We start from the raw sequence: 16,138 nt of genomic DNA, 5'->3' as shown, positions 1-16,138 counted from the left end.
GGGAGCTGACCAGGGGCGCGCTCACGCCGGCTGCCCGGCGCTCCCGGCGCTCCCGGCGCCCGCGGCGGCCGCGGCGTCCGGGGACACCAGGGCCTCCAGGGCGCGCGCCACGCTGGCGCGCAGGCCCGCGTCGACGTCGGTGTCGCCCTGGCGGGCGATCGCGTCGCCCGGGGTGACGGTGGGGTCCGGCAGGAAGCTCACGCGCCCTGCATCGGCAGCGCCGTCGGCGCCCTTGAGGTCGCCGACGGTGCCGGCGCCACCCGGACGGCCGTCGCCCGTCAGGGCGAGCAGGTCGTCCGGGTGCACGCGCACGGTGACGGGCAGGCGGGCGTCCAGGGGGCGCAGGGCCCGCTGGACGGCCTCGCCGACCGGGGAGGCCATGAGGGAGACCTCGCGGTCCAGCACGGCGCCGGCCAGGTCCAGGGCGAGCTCGAGCACCGTGTCGGCCAGGGCCGCCACGGCGGGCTCGCGCTCGGCGCGCAACGCGGCGGCCGCGGCCGCGAGCGCGGACTCGGCGCGCGCCAGCGCCGCGGCCCGCGCGGTCTCGGCCGCGCGGGCGGCCTCCTGCGCGGCGTGCCGGGCGGCCAGGCGCTCGGCGGCGGCCTCCTCGGCGGCCCGGCGCATGCCGGCCGCCCAGCCGGCCGCCCAGCCGGCGGTGCGGGCGGACTCGCGCTCGGCGCGCAGGGCCGCCTCGTCCGCCGCGCTGCGCGGCAGCTGCAGGCCGGTGAAGGGGCGCGGCTGCCCGCCGGTGCGGGCACCGGCGCCGGGCACGGGCGCGAACGCCGGCCCGGGGGCGGTGCCGGAGCCCGCACCGCGCGCGGGGCGGAAGCCGCGGGCGCCGGCCTCAGGCGACGAAGTCATCGTCACCGCCGCGGGTCAGCACGATCTGGCCGGACTCCTCGAGCTGGCGGATGACCTGCACGACCTTCTGCTGCGACTCCTCCACGGCCGAGGTGCGCACGGGCCCGAGCATCTCGATCTCGTCGACGAGGTTCTCGCGGGCGCGCTCGGAGACGTTGCGCAGGATCTTGTCGCGCACGCTGTCCTTGACGCCCTTGAGGGCGGTGGCCAGGTCGGCCGTCTCCACCCCGCGCAGGACGAGCTGGATGGCGCGGTCGTCGAGGGTGGTGATGTCCTCGAAGACGAACATGAGGGCGCGGATCTCCTCGGCCAGCGGGGCGTCCTTGGCGGCCAGGCCCTCCAGGATGCTGCGCTCGGTGCCGCGGTCGGCGCGGTTGATGATGTCGACCAGGGGCTGCACGCCGCCGACGGCGGTGTTCTGCTTGGCCTGCAGCACCGTGGAGGTGCGGCGCTGGACGACGTCCTCGATGAGGCGCACGTACTCGGTGCTGGTGGCCTCCATCGTGGCGATGCGGTAGGCGATGTCGGCCTGCATCTCCGGGGAGAGCCCGCCGAGGATCATCGAGGACTGGTCCGGGCGCAGGTGCGCCACGACCAGGGCGATGGTCTGCGGGTGCTCGCCGGTCAGGAAGGTGAGGATCTGCTGCGGGTCGGCCTGGTGCAGGAACTGGAACGGCTGCACGACCTGCGACTCCGCGACGCGGCCGAGGACCTCGGCGGCCCCGTCGGCGCCCAGGGCGCCCTCGAGCAGGGCCTGGGCGAAGTCCATGCCGCCGGCGCCGCCGCGCAGCGGCGAGGCGATCATGCCGTGGAACTCCTCGAGCACCACGCCGGCGATGTCCGGGGAGACCGAGCGCAGCCGCAGGATCTCGGCGGTCAGCTCCTCGATCTCGGCCGGGCGCATGTGGGAGAGCACCTTGGCGGCGTTCTCCTGACCGACCTGCACGAGCAGGACGGCGGCCTTCTGCGCCCCGGACAGGGGCGCGACCTCGAGCTCGGTGGACGTCACGGCTCAGGACCTCCGATCGGCGAGCCAGCCGCGGAGCAGTTCCGCGACCTCCTCGGGCTGGCGGGAGACGAGTTCGACGACCTCGGTGCGGCGGGCCGCCGCGGCCTCCAGGGCCGGGTCGACCGGCGCCGCCTCGATCGCCACTGGACGCTCGGCAGGAGCGTCGAGGACCTTGAGGCCGTCGTCGGCGGTGATGTCGCCCAGGGCGATGGGGGCGACGTCCAGGACGTCGACCTTCTCGACCTTGCGCCGGCGGAAGGCCAGCAGGACGACCACCAGCATGACCAGCACCAGCAGCGCCAGGGCCGCGGTCTTGGCGTAGCCGACGAGCGCGTCGCGCTCCTCGGCGGCCTGCTGCTCCTCGAGGGCGGCGGCGGCGTCGTCGGCGGCGGAGGTGTCGAAGGGGATCTTCTGGACGTTGACGGTGTCGCCGCGGGCGGGGTCCAGGCCGGCGGCCTGGGTGACCAGCTGGGTGATCGCGTTGACGTCGGCCGTGCCGGCCGCCCCGGCGTCGATGACGACGGCGACGGACTGGCGCTCGACCTTGCCCGGCGCCTGCCGGGTGGTGGTCTCGATGCGGTTGATGGAGTTGTTCAGCGTCTCCGAGCGCTTCTCGTAGCCGCTGGTGCCGTTCGCCTCGTCGGCGGGGACCTGGATGTTGTCCGGGCCCAGCACGCCCGTGGCGGCACCGGCGCCGGCACCGGTGTACGTCTCGGTGTCGGTGCTGCTGACGAGCGGGTCGACCTCCTGCGGCTGGGTGTACTCCACCGAGTTCGAGGTGGTGTCGTCGAAGTTCAGCGTCGCGTTGACGGTGGCCTTGACGTTGCCCTTGCCCAGGACGCCCTCGAGCATCGCCTGCAGGTTCTGGCTCTGCGCGCTGTTGTAGTCGCCCGTCCTGGCCTGCTGCGTCGACCCGCCGGAGTCCTCGCCGGAGAGGGTGTTGCCCTCGGCGTCGACGACGGAGACGTTCTTCGGGTCCATGCCCTCCACGCCGCCGGCGACGAGGTTGACGACCGAGGTGACCTGGTCGTCGGACAGCTCCGCGCCCGGGCGCAGCTTCACCAGCACCGACGCGGTGGTGGGGTCCTGCTCGTCGAGGAAGACGTCCTTCTCGGGGATGGCGAGGTTGACCTTGGCGGTCTCGATGCCGTCGATCGAGGTGATCGTCTTCTGCAGCTCGTTGGCGAGGTCCTGCTGGTACGCCTTCTGCTGCACGAACTCCGAGGTGGTCACCCCGGACTGCTCCAGCAGCGAGAAGCCGGAGTCGGTGTCGGCCGGCAGCCCCTCGCCGGACATGGCCAGGCGCTGGTCGTAGACGACGTCCTGCGGGACCAGGACGGTGGTGCCGCCGTCGGCGAGCTCGTACTCCACGCCCTCGGCCTGCAGCTGCTCGACGATCGCCGAGGCGTCCTGGCCGGAGAGGTTCGAGAACAGCGGCGCGTAGGAGGGCGTGGCGGCCCAGCGGGAGAAGAACACCCCGCCGGCCACCAGTGCCACCAGCACCGCGATGACGACGGCCTTCTGGCCGGCGGAGAAGTCCTTGAAACCCTCGCCGAAGCGCTTGGCGCCGTCGACGATCGCCGCGGGCCCCTTGCTCTTGGCCATCAGATCTGCATCCTCATGATCTCGTTGAACGCCTCGACGGCCTTGTCCCGGACCGCCACGGTCAGCTGGGTGGCCAGCTGGGCCTCATTGCTGGCGATCATGTAGTCGTGCACGTCGGTGAGGTCACCGGTGGCCGCGCGCAGCGCCAGGCCGTCGGCGCTGGACTGCACCGCCTGCAGCTTGTCCAGCCCGCCGGCCAGCAGCGACGCGAAGTCGGTGCCGGAGGCGTCGCCCACCGCCCCGGTGCCGGTGGCGCCGGTGACGCCCGCGAGCGCCGCGGCGGCGCCGGTGCCGGCGACCTGCTGCGTGCCCGTGGTGACCCCGCGGGTCATCTGGGCGTTGTCGGTGTCCTCGATGCCCTGGCCCCAGCCGACAGCCTGGGTGCCCAGCGCGCCGCCGACGGCGCCGATCGACTCGATGCTCACGACGCTCACGCCTTCCCGAGCTGCAGGGCCGCCTGGTAGGCGTCCTTGGCGCGGTCGATGACCGACAGGTTCGACTGGTACGCGCGCTGGGCCATGATCAGGCTCGTCATCTGCGTGCTCATGTCGATGTCGGGGTACTTCACGTACCCGTCCGCGTCGGCCATGGGGTGGTCCGGCTCGTAGACCGTCCGGCCCTCGGTGCTGCCGGTGACGATGCCGGCGACCTGGGTGCCCTTGCCGTCGCCGGCCTCGGTGGCCACCACGTAGCGCGCCGCGAAGGCGTCCTCGTCGGTGCGCTTGACGGTGTTGATGTTGGCCAGGTTGTCGCTGACCGCGTCCATCCACTTGCGGTTGACCGTGACGCCGGTGCCGGCGATGCCGATCGCGTCGAAGATGCTCATGGGGTGCGGGCTCCGGGTCAGGTGGCGGGGACGGGGAGGGGGGTGGTGCGCGGGGCCGGGCGGCCGGTCCGGCGCGCGCTCACGCGCGGCCCATCGCGGTGCGCAGCAGGGAGTACTTGGAGTTCAGCGCCGACAGCACCGTCTGGTAGCTCAGGCCCGTGGAGATGTTGGAGATCGTCTCCTGGTCGAGGTTGACGTTGTTGCCGTCCTCGCGGGTGGGCTCCAGGGACTTGGCCGTGGTGATGCCCGAGGTGGCCGCGGCGCGGGCGTCGCCGGAGGCGACGGCGCGGGCCAGCGAGCGCTCGAAGGAGACCTTGTTCGCGGTGTAGTGCGGGGTGTTGACGTTCGCGATGTTGTCGGCGATGGCCCGCTGCCGCGCCTGCAGACCGTCCAGCGCTGTGTGCAGCGCGACACTGGTGAGATCGGACACGGGCCACCCTCCGCAGGCCCCGGGCGGCGCTGGCCGCCGGGGGGCGTTGAACTCGTACGCGGCCGTCCTGGCCGTCCGGTGCTTCCTGCACCCGCAGACTCGATCGGCGCACCGGGCGCTCCGCTTGAGCGCCGGGCACCGCCGCCGGGGCGATCTGGACCCGCTGCCGCGCAGCACCACCCGTTCGGCGCAACCCGGGGTGCGCGGGTGCACGCAGCGTGTCCGGCGCACCCCCCGCCCGCCCCGGGTGCGACCACCCGACGGGTGCCCGGGAGCGCACGGGCGCCACCCCCCGCGGTCCCGGCGACGAGCGCGGCCGGGCCGGCGGGCGGGTCGCGCCGGGCCCCGGGCCGGCGGGGCCGTCACCGCGCGTGCCCGCGTTGCACCCGCGGGGGCACCCGCTCGGAGCAACGCGGCGCCCCGGCGTGCTCAAGGCCGGGGCGCGCGGTGCCGAGGAGAGGTCACCGGAACCCCACCGCACCCCGGCGCGGGCCCCGGTCAGCCGCCAGCCACCCCGTGAGGCAGGACATGACGCTCCCCCAGGACAGCTCGCCGACGGAGCTCGACCGCACCGGCAGCCCCGGCGCCGGTGCGCCCGGTGCGCCCGGTGCGCCCGGTGCGCCCGGCGCCCCCGCGGACCCGGGCGCGCCCGCGCACCCCCTCGACGAGGACCTGCTGCTGCTGGCCGCCGAGGCCGGTGAGCTCGCCGCGGCCGAGGGGCGCGAGCACCGCGCGGGCGCGCTGCGCGCGCTGGGGTCGGCGCTGCGCGCGCAGGACGACCTGGGCCGCTGGGCGGACGTGGACCTCTTCGGCGTCCTGGACGTCGACGGCCCCGGCGCCGAGGTCCCCGAGCGGCGCAGCGTGCTGCGCTCGGGGGCGCTGCGCACCGTGCTGGTCTTCGCCCCCGTCATGGTCACGTGGGCGGGCCTGCTCTTCGCCGGCCGCGCGTACGGGCAGATGACGGCCGCGGGCGAGGGCGGCGAGGGGCTGTCCTTCCTGCAGCTGTGGCTGGACGGCTTCGGCGGGCGCACCTTCTTCTCCCTGGACCGCGTCGCGGAGCTGGCGGTGGCGCTGATCGCCGCCGCCATCGCCGTCAGCGTGGCCACCGACCGCCGCCACCGCGCCGACGACGTCGCCGCGGCCGCCGCGGACGCCGCCCACCGCCAGCGGCTGCGGGCGCTGGCCTCGCGCACCACGCTGGCGCTGGCCCCGCACCGCAGCAACGCCGCCGAGCAGCTGGGCGCGCACTTCGAGCGGGGGCTGACCGAGCTGGGCCGCCTGGTCGCCGAGACGATCCGCCTGCACGCGAACACCAGCACCCTCGTGGGCCACGTGCGCACCGCGAGCACCACCGCGATCCAGGCGGCGAACGCCGCGCAGGACGGCGGCGCGCAGGTGGCGCTGGCCGCCACCCGCCTGGAGAGCGCCGTGGCGGGGGCGATGAGCACCCACGCCGAGCAGATCGCCGCCGACCGCGCCCAGCACGGCGCGGCGCTGCGCGAGTCCACCGACCGCCTGGAGCGCGCGCTGGGCCAGCTGGAGCGGGCCAGCGCCGACGCGCTGCGCGAGAGCTTCGAGAGCCGCGACCGGGTCCTGGGCGCCGTGGAGGGCGTGAGCACCTCGGTGACGCTGCTGTCCACCGAGACGCGCGCGGCGATGGCGGACCTGGCGGCCTCGGCGCGCGAGATGAGCGCGCACAGCGCCGACTTCGGCGCGCAGGTCACCGGCCACCTGCAGGAGCTGAGCACCACCGCCCGCGAGTCGGTCGAGAAGATCTCCACCGCCTCCGCGGAGGTGACGGGCGAGCTGACGCGCACCGCCGCCGCGCACGTGGAGCGCCTGCAGAGCACGGTGCTGGAGTCCATCGAGAAGGTCACCGCCGTGACCGGCGACGCGTTCAGCGAGCACGTGGCCTCCTCCGCCGCGCAGGCCGCGCGCACCATCGAGACGCTGCGCGCGGACGTGCAGCGCACCTCCGAGGCGGCCGAGCGGGCCCTGGGCGCGGCCACGCGCGGGCTGGACGAGGCCGCCGGCGAGCAGCAGCGCCGCGCCCGGCACGACGAGCGCATGAGCGCGCTGCTGGAGGCTCAGAACGCGGTGCTGGAGACCTGGCGCGGGGTGGAGGCGCGCCTGGAGGCGGCCGCGCGCGACATGCGCGGCGTGCCCAGCTGGCTGGAGGCCGTGCAGCACGAGCACGCCGACGCCACGGGCCGGGCCCTGGCCAGCCTGGGCGCGGCGCTGGAGGAGGCGGTCTCGCACAACGTGCGCGAGACGCTGGCGATGGCGCAGGACGACCACGTGCGCCAGGTCAACCGCGCCTACCGCGACGCCAGCCGGATGATGCAGGAGGAGCTGACCGGCAGCATCGGGGCGCTGCTGGAGGCGGTGCCGCAGCAGGCCGCCTCGCAGGCGGCGCAGCGCGCGGCGCGCGAGGCGGCCCGCGAGGCCGCGCACCTGGCCGCCCGGGAGGCGGCCCACGAGGCCGCCCACGAGGCGGCGCACGAGGCCGCCCACGAGGCCGCCCAGCAGGCCGTGCGGCACGCGGTGCAGCAGGTCGAGCGCCAGGTCGAGCGGCACGTGGAGCGCCAGGTCGAGCGGCACGTGGAGCGCCAGGCTGAGCACCGGGCGGAGCACCGGGTGGAGCACCGCAGCGAGCGGGTGGCGACGCGGCCCGGCGCGCCCGCGCCGCAGCGCCCGGCGCGCCCGGGGACTGCGCAGCCGGTGGCGCAGCAGGCCCCGCAGCAGGTGCAGCAGCCGGCCGCGCGGCCGGTGCGCACCGCCGCGCCGGCCACGACCCCGGTGCCCGCCGCGCAGCGCCGGGTCGCCGAGCGCTACGCCGCGAACGGCTTCGGCGCGGCGGGCTCCCCCGCCGGCGCCCCGGCCCCCGGCGCGACCGCCGGCGCCCTGCCCGCCAACGGCTTCCCCGCCAACGGCTACCCCGCCAACGGCTACCCCTCCGACGGCTACCCCTCGGAGCGCCACGGCGCCGAGCAGCGCGCGGCGCGGGCCGCCGAGCGGCGCGCCGAGCGCGTCGCGGCGCAGCCCGAGGAGGCGGTGGAGGAGTTCGTGGCGCTGCCGGCGCGCACGCTGGCCGGCGCCCCGAGCGCGGGCGGGGCCCGCCGCCAGGGGGTGCGCCCGTGAGCCGCCGACCGCGCAGCTCGTCGCACTCCTTCGCCGGGTGGGTCTTCGCGGACGCGCTGCTGGCCATGACGATCATCGGCCTGGCCGCCGGCGGTGCCGTGCAGGCCGGCGCCGAGCCGCCGGCCCCGGTGGTGGTGGCCGCCCCGGTGCCGGTGCAGACCCCGCCGCCGGCTCCCCCCGCGCCCCCCGCTCCCCCGGCCCCGCCCGCGCCCCCGGCCGACGGGGTGGCGCAGGCACCGGTGGTCCTCGAGCTGCCGCTGCGCGACGCCACCGACGAGGCCGTGCGCGCGGCCGTGGCGGCCGCCGCGGCCGACCTGGCGGCGCAGGGCCGGCGGGCGGCGTTCGTGCTGACCTTCGGCACCGCCTCCACGCCGGGGGCCGGCACCGCGCTGGCGCGGCGGGTCAACGCCCAGCTCGACGCCGCGGCCGGGCCGGTCTTCGCGGGCTCGGCCAAGCGCGACTTCTGGCGCGCCGTCAACGCCGCCTCGCCCGAGGCGGGCGTGGTGCGCCTGGAGGTCTACCTGCTGCAGGCGTGACGCCGGCGCGCGCCGCGAGGGCGCTCAGCCGGCCAGCGAGCGCCAGCTCGCCGTCAGCCACGGCACGGCGATGGCCAGGGTGGGCACGCCGAGCACCCCGAGCGCGACCGCGTAGGCGGCCAGCGCCAGGCGGCGGTGCGGCGGGCGGCGGTCCTCGCCGCGGCAGCGCTCGTCGGCCAGCCGGCGCACCCGGGTCAGCGCGTCGGCGCCCACCCGCAGCTCCCCCTGGCCCCCGGCGCCCTCGCCGGGGGCGGAGGCCAGGTGCACCAGGGCCCGCGCCAGCGGCAGCGAGCCGGTGCGCCGGCGCGCGGCGTCGTCGGCGAGCATCTCCACCAGCAGCCGCACGGTGTCCAGCGCGGCGCGGGAGGAGACCACGCGCGGGAAGGCGGCGTGCAGGACGGTGAACGCCTCCAGCACCAGGTCGTGGCGCGCGCGCAGGTGCGCCTGCTCGTGGGCCAGGACGGCGCCGACCTCCTGGGAGCTGAGCTCGCGCAGGACGGCGTCGCTGATGACCACGCGGTTGCCGCCGACGCCGGGCACGCAGTAGGCCACGCGCGCCGGGCCGGTGAGCACCCGCAGCACGCGCGCGCCGGCCTCGCCGAGCAGCGCGCGGTCCACGGCCGGGGCGGCGTCGTCGTGGTGCAGCAGGTCGACCAGGTCGCGGTGGCGCCGGCGCCGGCGGCGGGTGCGCACGGCCACGAGGACGGCCACGATCCAGAAGCGCACGGTGACCACCGCGACGAAGGCCGAGCCCAGGCCGATGAGGGTGGTCTGCGCGAGGCCGTGCCGGGCCAGGAAGGGCAGGCCGGGCTGCTCGGTGACCAGCAGGGTCAGCGAGGACAGGCCCGCGCCCAGCGTGGCCAGGACGGCCGCCAGGGCGATGGACTGCCACAGCACCAGCGCCGCCCGGGGCACCTGCCACGTCCAGCGGGCGCGCGCGAGCAGGGCGGGCACCGGCCCGCACAGCAGCACGGCCAGGGCGGCGAACCAGAAGGCCGTCACCGGGCGCTCACCGGGCGCTCACCGCGGACCGGCGCACGGCGCCTCCGCGGCCTCACGCCGGGGCGGTCTCCCCCGTGCTGCCCGCTGCCCGCGGGGACAGGGCGTCCAGCGCCTCGCGCAGGGCGGCCGCCTCGGCCGGTGAGACACCACCGACGAAGTGGACCAGGGCGGCCTGGCGCGTGTCCACGGCGTCCACGCCGCCGAGGGCGTCGAGCATGAGGTCGGCGACCATCTGCTCGCGGGTGGCGGCGGGGCTGTAGCGGAAGGCGCGGCCCTCGCGCTCCTGGCGCACCACGCCCTTCTTGGCCAGGCGGTCCAGGACCGTCATGACGGTGGTGTAGGCGATCTTGCGGTGGGCCGCGAGCTGCTCGTGGACCTCGCGGACCGTCAGCGGTGCGCCGGCCGCCCACAGCCGGTCCATCACGTCGCGCTCGAGCTCTCCCAGTCCCACGCTGCGCATGGTACGCGAGCGGGTGTGACGAACGCGACCCGTCGTACTACCCCTCGTCGTAGACGCCGGGGGGCGCCGGGTCTACGCTGGACTCGACTACGACAGGACGTAGTTGACGGCCCGGCGGCCGCCTCCCACCACCCGATCGAGGCACCGGTGGACATCGAGCACCTGACCCGGCTGCAGTTCGCCGTCACGACGCTCTACCACTACCTGTTCGTCCCGCTGTCCATCAGCCTGGCGCTGTCCGCGGCGCTGCTGCAGACCAGCGCCGCGGTGCTCTCGCGCCGCGGGGCCGCCGCGCGCGCGGACGTGCACGGGCGCCTGGCGCTGCTGACCGGCAAGCTGCTCATGGCCACCTTCGCCGTCGGCGTCGTCACCGGCCTGGTGCAGGAGTTCCAGTTCGGCCTGTCGTGGAGCGACTTCGCCCGCTTCTACGGCGACGTCTTCGGCCCCACGCTGGCCGTGGAGGGCATGCTCGCCTTCTTCCTGGAGGCCACCTTCCTGGGCCTGTGGTGGTTCGGCCGCGACCGCCTGCCCGGCGCGGTGCACCTGGCGACCATCTGGGTCGTCGCCGTGGGCACCACGATCTCCGCGTTCGTCATCCTCGCCGCGAACTCCTTCATGCAGAACCCCGTGGCCTACACGATCGACGAGACGACCGGCCGCGCCCGCCTGGGCAGCTTCCGCGACCTGCTGCTCAACGAGGTCAACCTCGCCGCGTTCCCGCACACCATGGCCGGCGCCGTGATGGCCGGCGGCGCGCTGCTCATGGCCGTGGGCGTGTGGCACCTGCTGCGCGGCGGGCACGAGCCCGGCTCGGAGCAGTTCGGCGCCTTCCGCACCCTCTCGCGCTTCGGCGCCTGGCTCACCCTGGCCGGCGGGGCGGCCACGGCCGCCTCCGGCGACCTGCTGGGCAAGGTCATCACGCAGGTGCAGCCGATGAAGATGGCCGCCGCGGAGGCGCTGTACGAGACGACCACCGCCGCGCCGTTCTCGGTGTTCGCCTACGCCCCGCCCGGCTCCGAGCGCCCCACGTTCAGCCTGGAGGTGCCCGGCCTGCTCTCGTTCCTGGCCAAGGGCTCCTTCACCGCGGAGGTCTCCGGCATGGCCGACCTGCAGGCCGCCTACACCGCGCGGTTCGGCCCCGGCGACTACACGCCCTGGGTCCCCGTGGCGTTCTGGAGCTTCCGGCTGATGATCGGCGTGGGGATGCTCGCGGCGGCCGTGGCGCTGGTGCACCTGTGGGTCACCCGCCCGGGCCGGGCGATCGCCGTGGACACGAAGCTGGCCTCGAGCGTGCTGTGGTCGGTGCCCGTGCTGCCGCTGCTGCCGCTGGCCGCGAACTCCTTCGGCTGGATCTTCACCGAGACCGGCCGCCAGCCGTGGCTGGTGCTCGGCCTCTACCGCACCTCCGACGGCGTCTCCCCCGGCCTGACCGCCGCCGAGGTCGTCGTCAGCCTCATCGCCTTCACCCTCGTCTACGGCGCGCTGGCGTGGGTGTGGACCCTGCTGGTCACCCGGCTCGTGCGCCGCGGCCTGCCCGACGCGCCACCGGTGCAGCGCGCCGCCACCGGCGCGACCGGTACCGGTGAGGCGGCCGGTGCCCGCGCCGGCTCCGGCTTCGGCTCCGACGCCGACGCCGACGACGACGCCGACGTGGCGCTCACCTACTGAGAACCCGCTGGACCCCCGCGGACCGCCCGGCCCGCGGGGACCCGCGAACGACTGGAGTGCTCGTGGACCTGCCCGTGATCTGGTTCGGCGTCGCCGTGCTGGCCTGGGTGCTGTTCTTCGTGCTGGAGGGCTTCGACTTCGGCGTCGGGTTCCTCGGGCCCCTGCTGGGGCGCAGCGACGCCGAGCGCGGGGCCGCCGTGCGCACCGTCGGTCCCGTCTGGGACGGCAACGAGGTGTGGCTGGTGGCCGCGATCGGCGTGACGTTCGCCGCGTTCCCGGACTGGTACGCCGCGCTGCTGTCGGGGCTGTACCTGCCCGTGGTCGCCGTGCTGCTGCTGCTGGCCGTGCGCGGGGTGGCGCTGGAGTTCCGCGGCAAGCACGACTCGGCGCGCTGGCACGCGCGCTGCGACGCGTTCCTGGCCTCCTCCTCGCTGCTGCTGGCCGCGCTGTGGGGGGCGGTGCTGGGCGTGCTCGTGCAGGGCCTGGCCCTGGGCGCCGACGGCGAGGTGCGCGCCGGCGACGGCGCGCTGGGCGCCCTGACGCGCTCGCTGGAGCCGCTGACCGGCCCGTGGGCGGTGCTCGGCGCCCTGGCCGGGGTGCTGCTGGCCGCGGTGCACGGGGCGGCGTTCCTGTCGCTGCGCACCACCGGCGTGCTGCGCGAGCGCGCCCGCCTGCTGGCGGTGGCCGCCGCCCCGGCGCTGGCCACCTGCGCGCTGGCGGTGTTCGCCGCCGCCGGCCACCCGGCGGTGGCCGCCGCCGCGGTGCTGCTGGCCCTGGCCGCGGTCGCGGCGTGGCGGCGCGCGGAGGCGCTGGCCTTCGCCGCCTCCAGCGCGGCCGTCGCCGTGGTGGTCGCGGCGGTCTTCACCGCCCACGCCCTGGACGGCCCGGCGGTGCTGCTGCCCAGCACCCTGGGCGCCGCCGGCGACGTCACGCTGCGCGGCGCGGCCGCCTCCCCGGCGGCGCTGGAGCTGATCTCCGTGGTCGGCGTGGTCGTCCTGCCCGGCGTGCTGGCCTACCAGGTGTGGTCGTACTGGGTCTTCCGCCGCCGCGTGGCCAGCGGCACCGGGCGCCGCGCGGCCTCGCGCGAGCCGGCACCGGCGGGCCGGTGAGCACCTCGGCCCCCGAGGCCCCCACCACCGCTGCGCCGCCCGCCACCGAGTCCGGACCCGCGGCGGCGCCGGGCGCGGCGCGCCCGCGCGGGCCGGTGGACCCGCGCCTGCTGCGCCACGCCCGTCCCGCCCGGCGCGGCGTCGCGGCCGTGGCCGCCGCCGAGACGCTGGCGGCGGGCCTGCTGGTGGCGCAGGCGTTCGCGCTGGCCGACCTCGTCGTGGCGCTGTGGCGCGGCACCGGCACCGGCGGGCCGCTGCTGGTGCTGGCCGCCGCGGTGGCCGCGCGCGCCGGCGCCGGCGCGGCCGCCACCGCGCTGGCCCAGCGCACCGCCACCGCGGTGCGCGCCGACCTGACCCGCCGCGCCGGCGAGCGCGCCCTGGCGCTGGGCCCGGACGGGGTGCAGCGCTACGGCGCCGCGCGGCTGACGGCCCTGCTCGTGCAGGGTCTGCCCGCGCTGGACGGCTGGTTCACCCGCTACCTGCCCGCGCTGGTGCCCGGGGCGCTGCTGCCGCCGGTGGTGCTGACGCTGCTGGTGCTGCTGGACCCCGGCTCGGCGCTGACCGTGGCGCTGACCCTGCCGCTGGTGCCGGTCTTCGCGGTGCTGCTGGGCCGCGCCACGCAGGCGCGCGCGCAGCGGCGCTGGCGGGCCGCGCGCACCCTGTCGGCGCACTTCCTGGACGTGGTGCGCGGGCTGCCCACGCTGCGAGCGCACCGCCGCGCCGGGCGGCAGGTGACGGCCGTGGCGGCCACCACGGACGCGCACCGGCGCGCCACGGTGGGCGTGCTGCGCCTGGCGTTCGCGTCCTCCACCGCCCTGGAGCTCGTGGGCACCCTGTCGGTGGGTCTGGTCGCGGTCACCGCCGGGGTGCGCCTGGCCGGCGGCACGCTGGACCTGCGCACCGCGCTGCTGGTGATCCTGCTGGCGCCGGAGGCGTACCGGCCGCTGCGCGAGGTCGGCGCGCGCTTCCACGACTCCGCCGACGCCGGCGCCGTGGTCGACGACATCGACGCCCTGCTGGGCGCGGCGGTGCCCGCGGCGCCGGCCGGCGGGGACGCGGCGGGCCTGCGGCTGCGCGGGGTGCGGGTGCTGCGCGACGGCTCGGGCGATGGCACGGGCGGTGGTGCGGTGCTCGACGGCGCGCACGGCCTCGGGGTGGACCTAGACGTGGCGCCGGGTGAGCTGGTGGCGCTGGCCGGGCCCAGCGGGGCCGGCAAGTCGACGCTGGCGCGGGTGGCCGCGGGCCTGCTGGTGCCCGACGCCGGCACCGTCGAGCACCCGCTGGGCGCGGCGGCCGTGGCGCACCTGCCGCAGCGCCCGACGTTCCCGTTCGCGCGCACGGTCGCCGAGGCGGTCCTGGCCGGGCGCAGCGCGCCGGCCGGGGAGGTGGCCGCCGCGCTGGCGGCGGCCGCCGCCGAGCTGGACCCGGCGCGCGAGCTGGGCGAGGGCGCGGCGGGCCTGTCGGCCGGGCAGCGCCAGCGCCTGGCGCTGGCGCGCACCCTGCTCGGGGTGCGCCTGGGCGCGCGGCGCCTGGTGCTCGACGAGCCCACCGCCCACCTGGACGCCGGGGCGGAGCGGGCCGTGCTCGCCGCGCTGCGCGAGCTGGCGCGCTCCGGGTGCGCGGTGCTCGTCGTCGCCCACCGGCCCGCGCTGCTGGCCGCCGCCGACCGCGTCGTGCGGCTGAGCCGGCCCGCCGGCAGCCGCACCGCGGCGGAGGCCGCGCCCGCGGGGCCGGTCGCGCGGCCCGTGGCGGCGCGCGCCGTCGCCCCGGACACCCCGCACACCCCGCACACCCCGCACACCCCGGACACCCCGGGAACTCCCGGCGCCTCCTCCCCGGCGCGCGGGCGGCGCTGGGCGCGGCTGCGCGCCTCGGTGCGCGCACGCGCCGGGCTGGCGGTGCTCGCCGGGGCGGCGGGCGTGCTGGCCGGCGCGGCGCTGACGGCCACGGCCACGTGGATGCTCGTCACCGCCGCGGGCCGCCCGCCGGTGCTGGCGCTGTCGGTGGCCGCGGTCGTCGTGCGCGCCAGCGCCACCGCCCGCCCGCTGCTGGTGCTGGCCGAGCGGCTGCTCTCGCACGACGCGGCCCTGTCGCGGCTGGGGCAGCGGCGCGCGGCGGTGGTGGCCGCGCTGGTGCCGCGGGTGCCCGGGCCGCTGACGCGCCGGCGCACCGGCTCCTCCGGCGACCTGCTCGTGCAGCTCGTGCACGACGTCGACGCGCGGGTGGACGCGCTGCTGCGCTGGCGGCACCCGGTGCTCGTGGCGCTGCCGGCGCTGGCCGTCGCGCTGCTGGCCGCCGCGCTGGCCGGCCCGCGCCTGGCGCTGGCCGCGCTGCCCGGCCTGCTGCTGGCGGCCGTGGCCGCGCCGGTGGCCGCCGGGGTGGCCGAGCGGCGCGCCGGGGCCCTGCGCGACGACGTCGCCGCGCTGGCGCAGGCCGGCGCGGAGACCGCCGCGGGCGTGGAGGACCTGCTCGCCACCGGCGCGCCGGACCCGCTGGAGCCGTTGCGGCGCAGCACCTCGCGCCTGGCGGCCGGTGAGCGCCGGCGGGCGCGCGCGGCGGCGGGCACCGCGGGGCTGCAGCTGCTGGGCGCGGGCCTGGCCGTGCTGGGCGCGGCGCTGGCGGCCGACGGCTCCGGCACGAGGGCTGCGTGGGCGGCGGCGGTGGTCCTGGGCGCCGCCGTGGTCGGCGAGAGCACCCGCGCTCTGCCCGACGCCGCCCGCACCCGCCACCGCGCCCGCCTGGCCGAGGAGCGCGCGGCGCGGCTGCTGTCCTCGCCGGTGCCCGCCGCCGAACCCGCCCGGCCCGCGGCGCTGCCCGCGCCCGGCCCCGGCGGGCGGCACCTGGCGCTGCGCGGGGCGGTGGCCGGCTGGGACGAGCCGGCCCTGCGCGGGGTGGACCTGGACCTGGCCCCCGGCGAGGTCGTGACCGTGCGCGGCGCCTCCGGGGCCGGCAAGTCCACCCTGGGCGCGGTGCTGATGCGCTTCCTGGACCTGCGCGCCGGCACCGCCACCGTGGACGGGGTGCCGCTGGCGGACCTGGCCGGCGACGACGTGCGCTCGGTGGTCGGCCTGGTCGCCGACGACGAGCACGTCTTCGCCACCAGCGTGCGCGAGAACCTGCTGCTGGCCGCGCCGGGCGCCGACGACGCCCGGCTGCTGGCCGCGCTGGAGCGCGTGCGGCTGGACGCGTGGCTGGCGGAGCTGCCCGCCGGCCTGGACAGCCGCCTGGGCGACGGCGGCGCGCCGCTCTCGGGCGGCGAGCGCCGCCGCCTGGCCGCGGCGCGCGCGCTGCTGGCCGACGTGGCCGTCCTCGTGCTCGACGAGCCCTCCGAGGGGCTGGACGAGGAGGCCGGCCGGGCGCTGGTGAGCGACCTGGTGCGCGCCCGGGGGCGTCGCTCGGTGCTGCTGCTCGCGCACCGCGACGAGGGCGTGGAACTGGCGGACCGGGTGCTGGAGCTGACCGGCGGGCGGCTGGTCCCGGCGCTACGGTGA

At 77.7% G+C, this 16,138-nt stretch carries 13 protein-coding genes; 5 read left to right on the top strand and 8 right to left on the bottom strand.

Annotated features, from left to right (window positions below; genetic code table 11):
- Positions 1-21: 21 nt before the first annotated feature.
- The 6 genes from ACRYMN_RS06980 to flgB all read right to left on the bottom strand — a co-directional run bounded on the left by ACRYMN_RS06980 (position 22) and on the right by flgB (position 4,731).
- A complete protein-coding gene (locus ACRYMN_RS06980; RefSeq protein ID WP_432493385.1) occupies positions 22-861 on the bottom strand; it encodes a FliH/SctL family protein in 840 nt (279 codons plus the stop codon).
- On the bottom strand, positions 845-1,870 hold the full coding sequence (gene fliG / locus ACRYMN_RS06975; protein ID WP_432493383.1) for a flagellar motor switch protein FliG: 1,026 nt from the start codon (positions 1,868-1,870) through the stop codon (positions 845-847). The genes ACRYMN_RS06980 and fliG overlap by 17 nt, the downstream gene beginning before the upstream one ends.
- A gap of 3 nt (positions 1,871-1,873) precedes the next feature.
- The gene (fliF, locus tag ACRYMN_RS06970) at positions 1,874-3,475 is read right to left on the bottom strand and encodes a flagellar basal-body MS-ring/collar protein FliF (RefSeq protein WP_432493381.1); all 1,602 of its coding nucleotides are present in this window, start codon (positions 3,473-3,475) and stop codon (positions 1,874-1,876) included.
- Positions 3,475-3,807: a flagellar hook-basal body complex protein FliE gene (gene fliE, locus ACRYMN_RS06965; protein WP_490054838.1), complete on the bottom strand. Its 333-nt coding sequence runs from the start codon at positions 3,805-3,807 to the stop codon at positions 3,475-3,477. The genes fliF and fliE overlap by 1 nt, the downstream gene beginning before the upstream one ends.
- A gap of 98 nt (positions 3,808-3,905) precedes the next feature.
- Positions 3,906-4,301 (bottom strand): flagellar basal body rod protein FlgC, encoded by a 396-nt coding sequence (gene flgC / locus ACRYMN_RS06960; RefSeq protein WP_432493377.1) that lies wholly within the window; start codon positions 4,299-4,301, stop codon positions 3,906-3,908.
- 79 nt (positions 4,302-4,380) lie between these two features.
- A complete protein-coding gene (flgB, locus tag ACRYMN_RS06955; RefSeq protein ID WP_432493375.1) occupies positions 4,381-4,731 on the bottom strand; it encodes a flagellar basal body rod protein FlgB in 351 nt (116 codons plus the stop codon).
- Between the two features lie 528 nt (positions 4,732-5,259).
- Here flgB and ACRYMN_RS06950 point away from each other — a divergent pair.
- Together ACRYMN_RS06950 and ACRYMN_RS06945 are read left to right on the top strand one after the other, a co-directional pair.
- Positions 5,260-7,872 (top strand): coiled-coil domain-containing protein, encoded by a 2,613-nt coding sequence (locus ACRYMN_RS06950; RefSeq protein WP_432493373.1) that lies wholly within the window; start codon positions 5,260-5,262, stop codon positions 7,870-7,872.
- A complete protein-coding gene (locus ACRYMN_RS06945; protein WP_432493371.1) occupies positions 7,869-8,408 on the top strand; it encodes a hypothetical protein in 540 nt (179 codons plus the stop codon). The genes ACRYMN_RS06950 and ACRYMN_RS06945 overlap by 4 nt, the downstream gene beginning before the upstream one ends.
- Before the next feature lie 24 nt (positions 8,409-8,432).
- Here ACRYMN_RS06945 and ACRYMN_RS06940 read toward each other — a convergent pair whose 3' ends face one another.
- Both ACRYMN_RS06940 and ACRYMN_RS06935 read right to left on the bottom strand, forming a co-directional pair.
- Positions 8,433-9,410 (bottom strand): M56 family metallopeptidase, encoded by a 978-nt coding sequence (locus ACRYMN_RS06940; RefSeq protein WP_432493369.1) that lies wholly within the window; start codon positions 9,408-9,410, stop codon positions 8,433-8,435.
- 52 nt (positions 9,411-9,462) lie between these two features.
- Positions 9,463-9,870 (bottom strand): BlaI/MecI/CopY family transcriptional regulator, encoded by a 408-nt coding sequence (locus ACRYMN_RS06935; protein ID WP_432493367.1) that lies wholly within the window; start codon positions 9,868-9,870, stop codon positions 9,463-9,465.
- A 147-nt stretch (positions 9,871-10,017) separates the two neighbouring features.
- Between ACRYMN_RS06935 and ACRYMN_RS06930 the strand changes: the two genes are divergently transcribed.
- From ACRYMN_RS06930 to cydC, 3 genes are all read left to right on the top strand, one after another.
- Positions 10,018-11,538, top strand: coding sequence for a cytochrome ubiquinol oxidase subunit I (locus ACRYMN_RS06930; protein WP_432493365.1), 1,521 nt, complete (start codon positions 10,018-10,020; stop codon positions 11,536-11,538).
- A gap of 62 nt (positions 11,539-11,600) precedes the next feature.
- Positions 11,601-12,647, top strand: a complete 1,047-nt coding sequence (gene cydB, locus ACRYMN_RS06925; RefSeq protein WP_432493363.1) for a cytochrome d ubiquinol oxidase subunit II — start codon at positions 11,601-11,603, stop codon at positions 12,645-12,647.
- A complete protein-coding gene (gene cydC, locus ACRYMN_RS06920) occupies positions 12,644-16,138 on the top strand; it encodes a thiol reductant ABC exporter subunit CydC (RefSeq protein ID WP_432493361.1) in 3,495 nt (1,164 codons plus the stop codon). Before cydB ends, cydC begins: the two co-directional genes overlap by 4 nt.

Origin of the sequence: Kineococcus gypseus (assembly GCF_050871305.1) — a bacterium.
Lineage (GTDB): Bacteria > Actinomycetota > Actinomycetes > Actinomycetales > Kineococcaceae > Kineococcus > Kineococcus gypseus.
The sequence above is the reverse complement of the archived record's forward strand: the minus strand, read 5'-3'. Positions and strand labels throughout refer to the sequence as shown.

Excerpts from the sequence above, each read along its gene's own strand:
- ACRYMN_RS06980 (WP_432493385.1), bottom strand. The coding sequence starts at position 861 with ATGACTTCGTCGCCTGAGGCCGGCGCCCGCGGCTTCCGCCCCGCGCGC.
- fliF (WP_432493381.1), bottom strand. The coding sequence starts at position 3,475 with ATGGCCAAGAGCAAGGGGCCCGCGGCGATCGTCGACGGCGCCAAGCGC.
- fliE (WP_490054838.1), bottom strand. The coding sequence starts at position 3,807 with ATGACCCGCGGGGTCACCACGGGCACGCAGCAGGTCGCCGGCACCGGC.
- flgC (WP_432493377.1), bottom strand. The coding sequence starts at position 4,301 with ATGAGCATCTTCGACGCGATCGGCATCGCCGGCACCGGCGTCACGGTC.
- ACRYMN_RS06950 (WP_432493373.1), top strand. The coding sequence starts at position 5,260 with ATGACGCTCCCCCAGGACAGCTCGCCGACGGAGCTCGACCGCACCGGC.
- ACRYMN_RS06935 (WP_432493367.1), bottom strand. The coding sequence starts at position 9,870 with ATGCGCAGCGTGGGACTGGGAGAGCTCGAGCGCGACGTGATGGACCGG.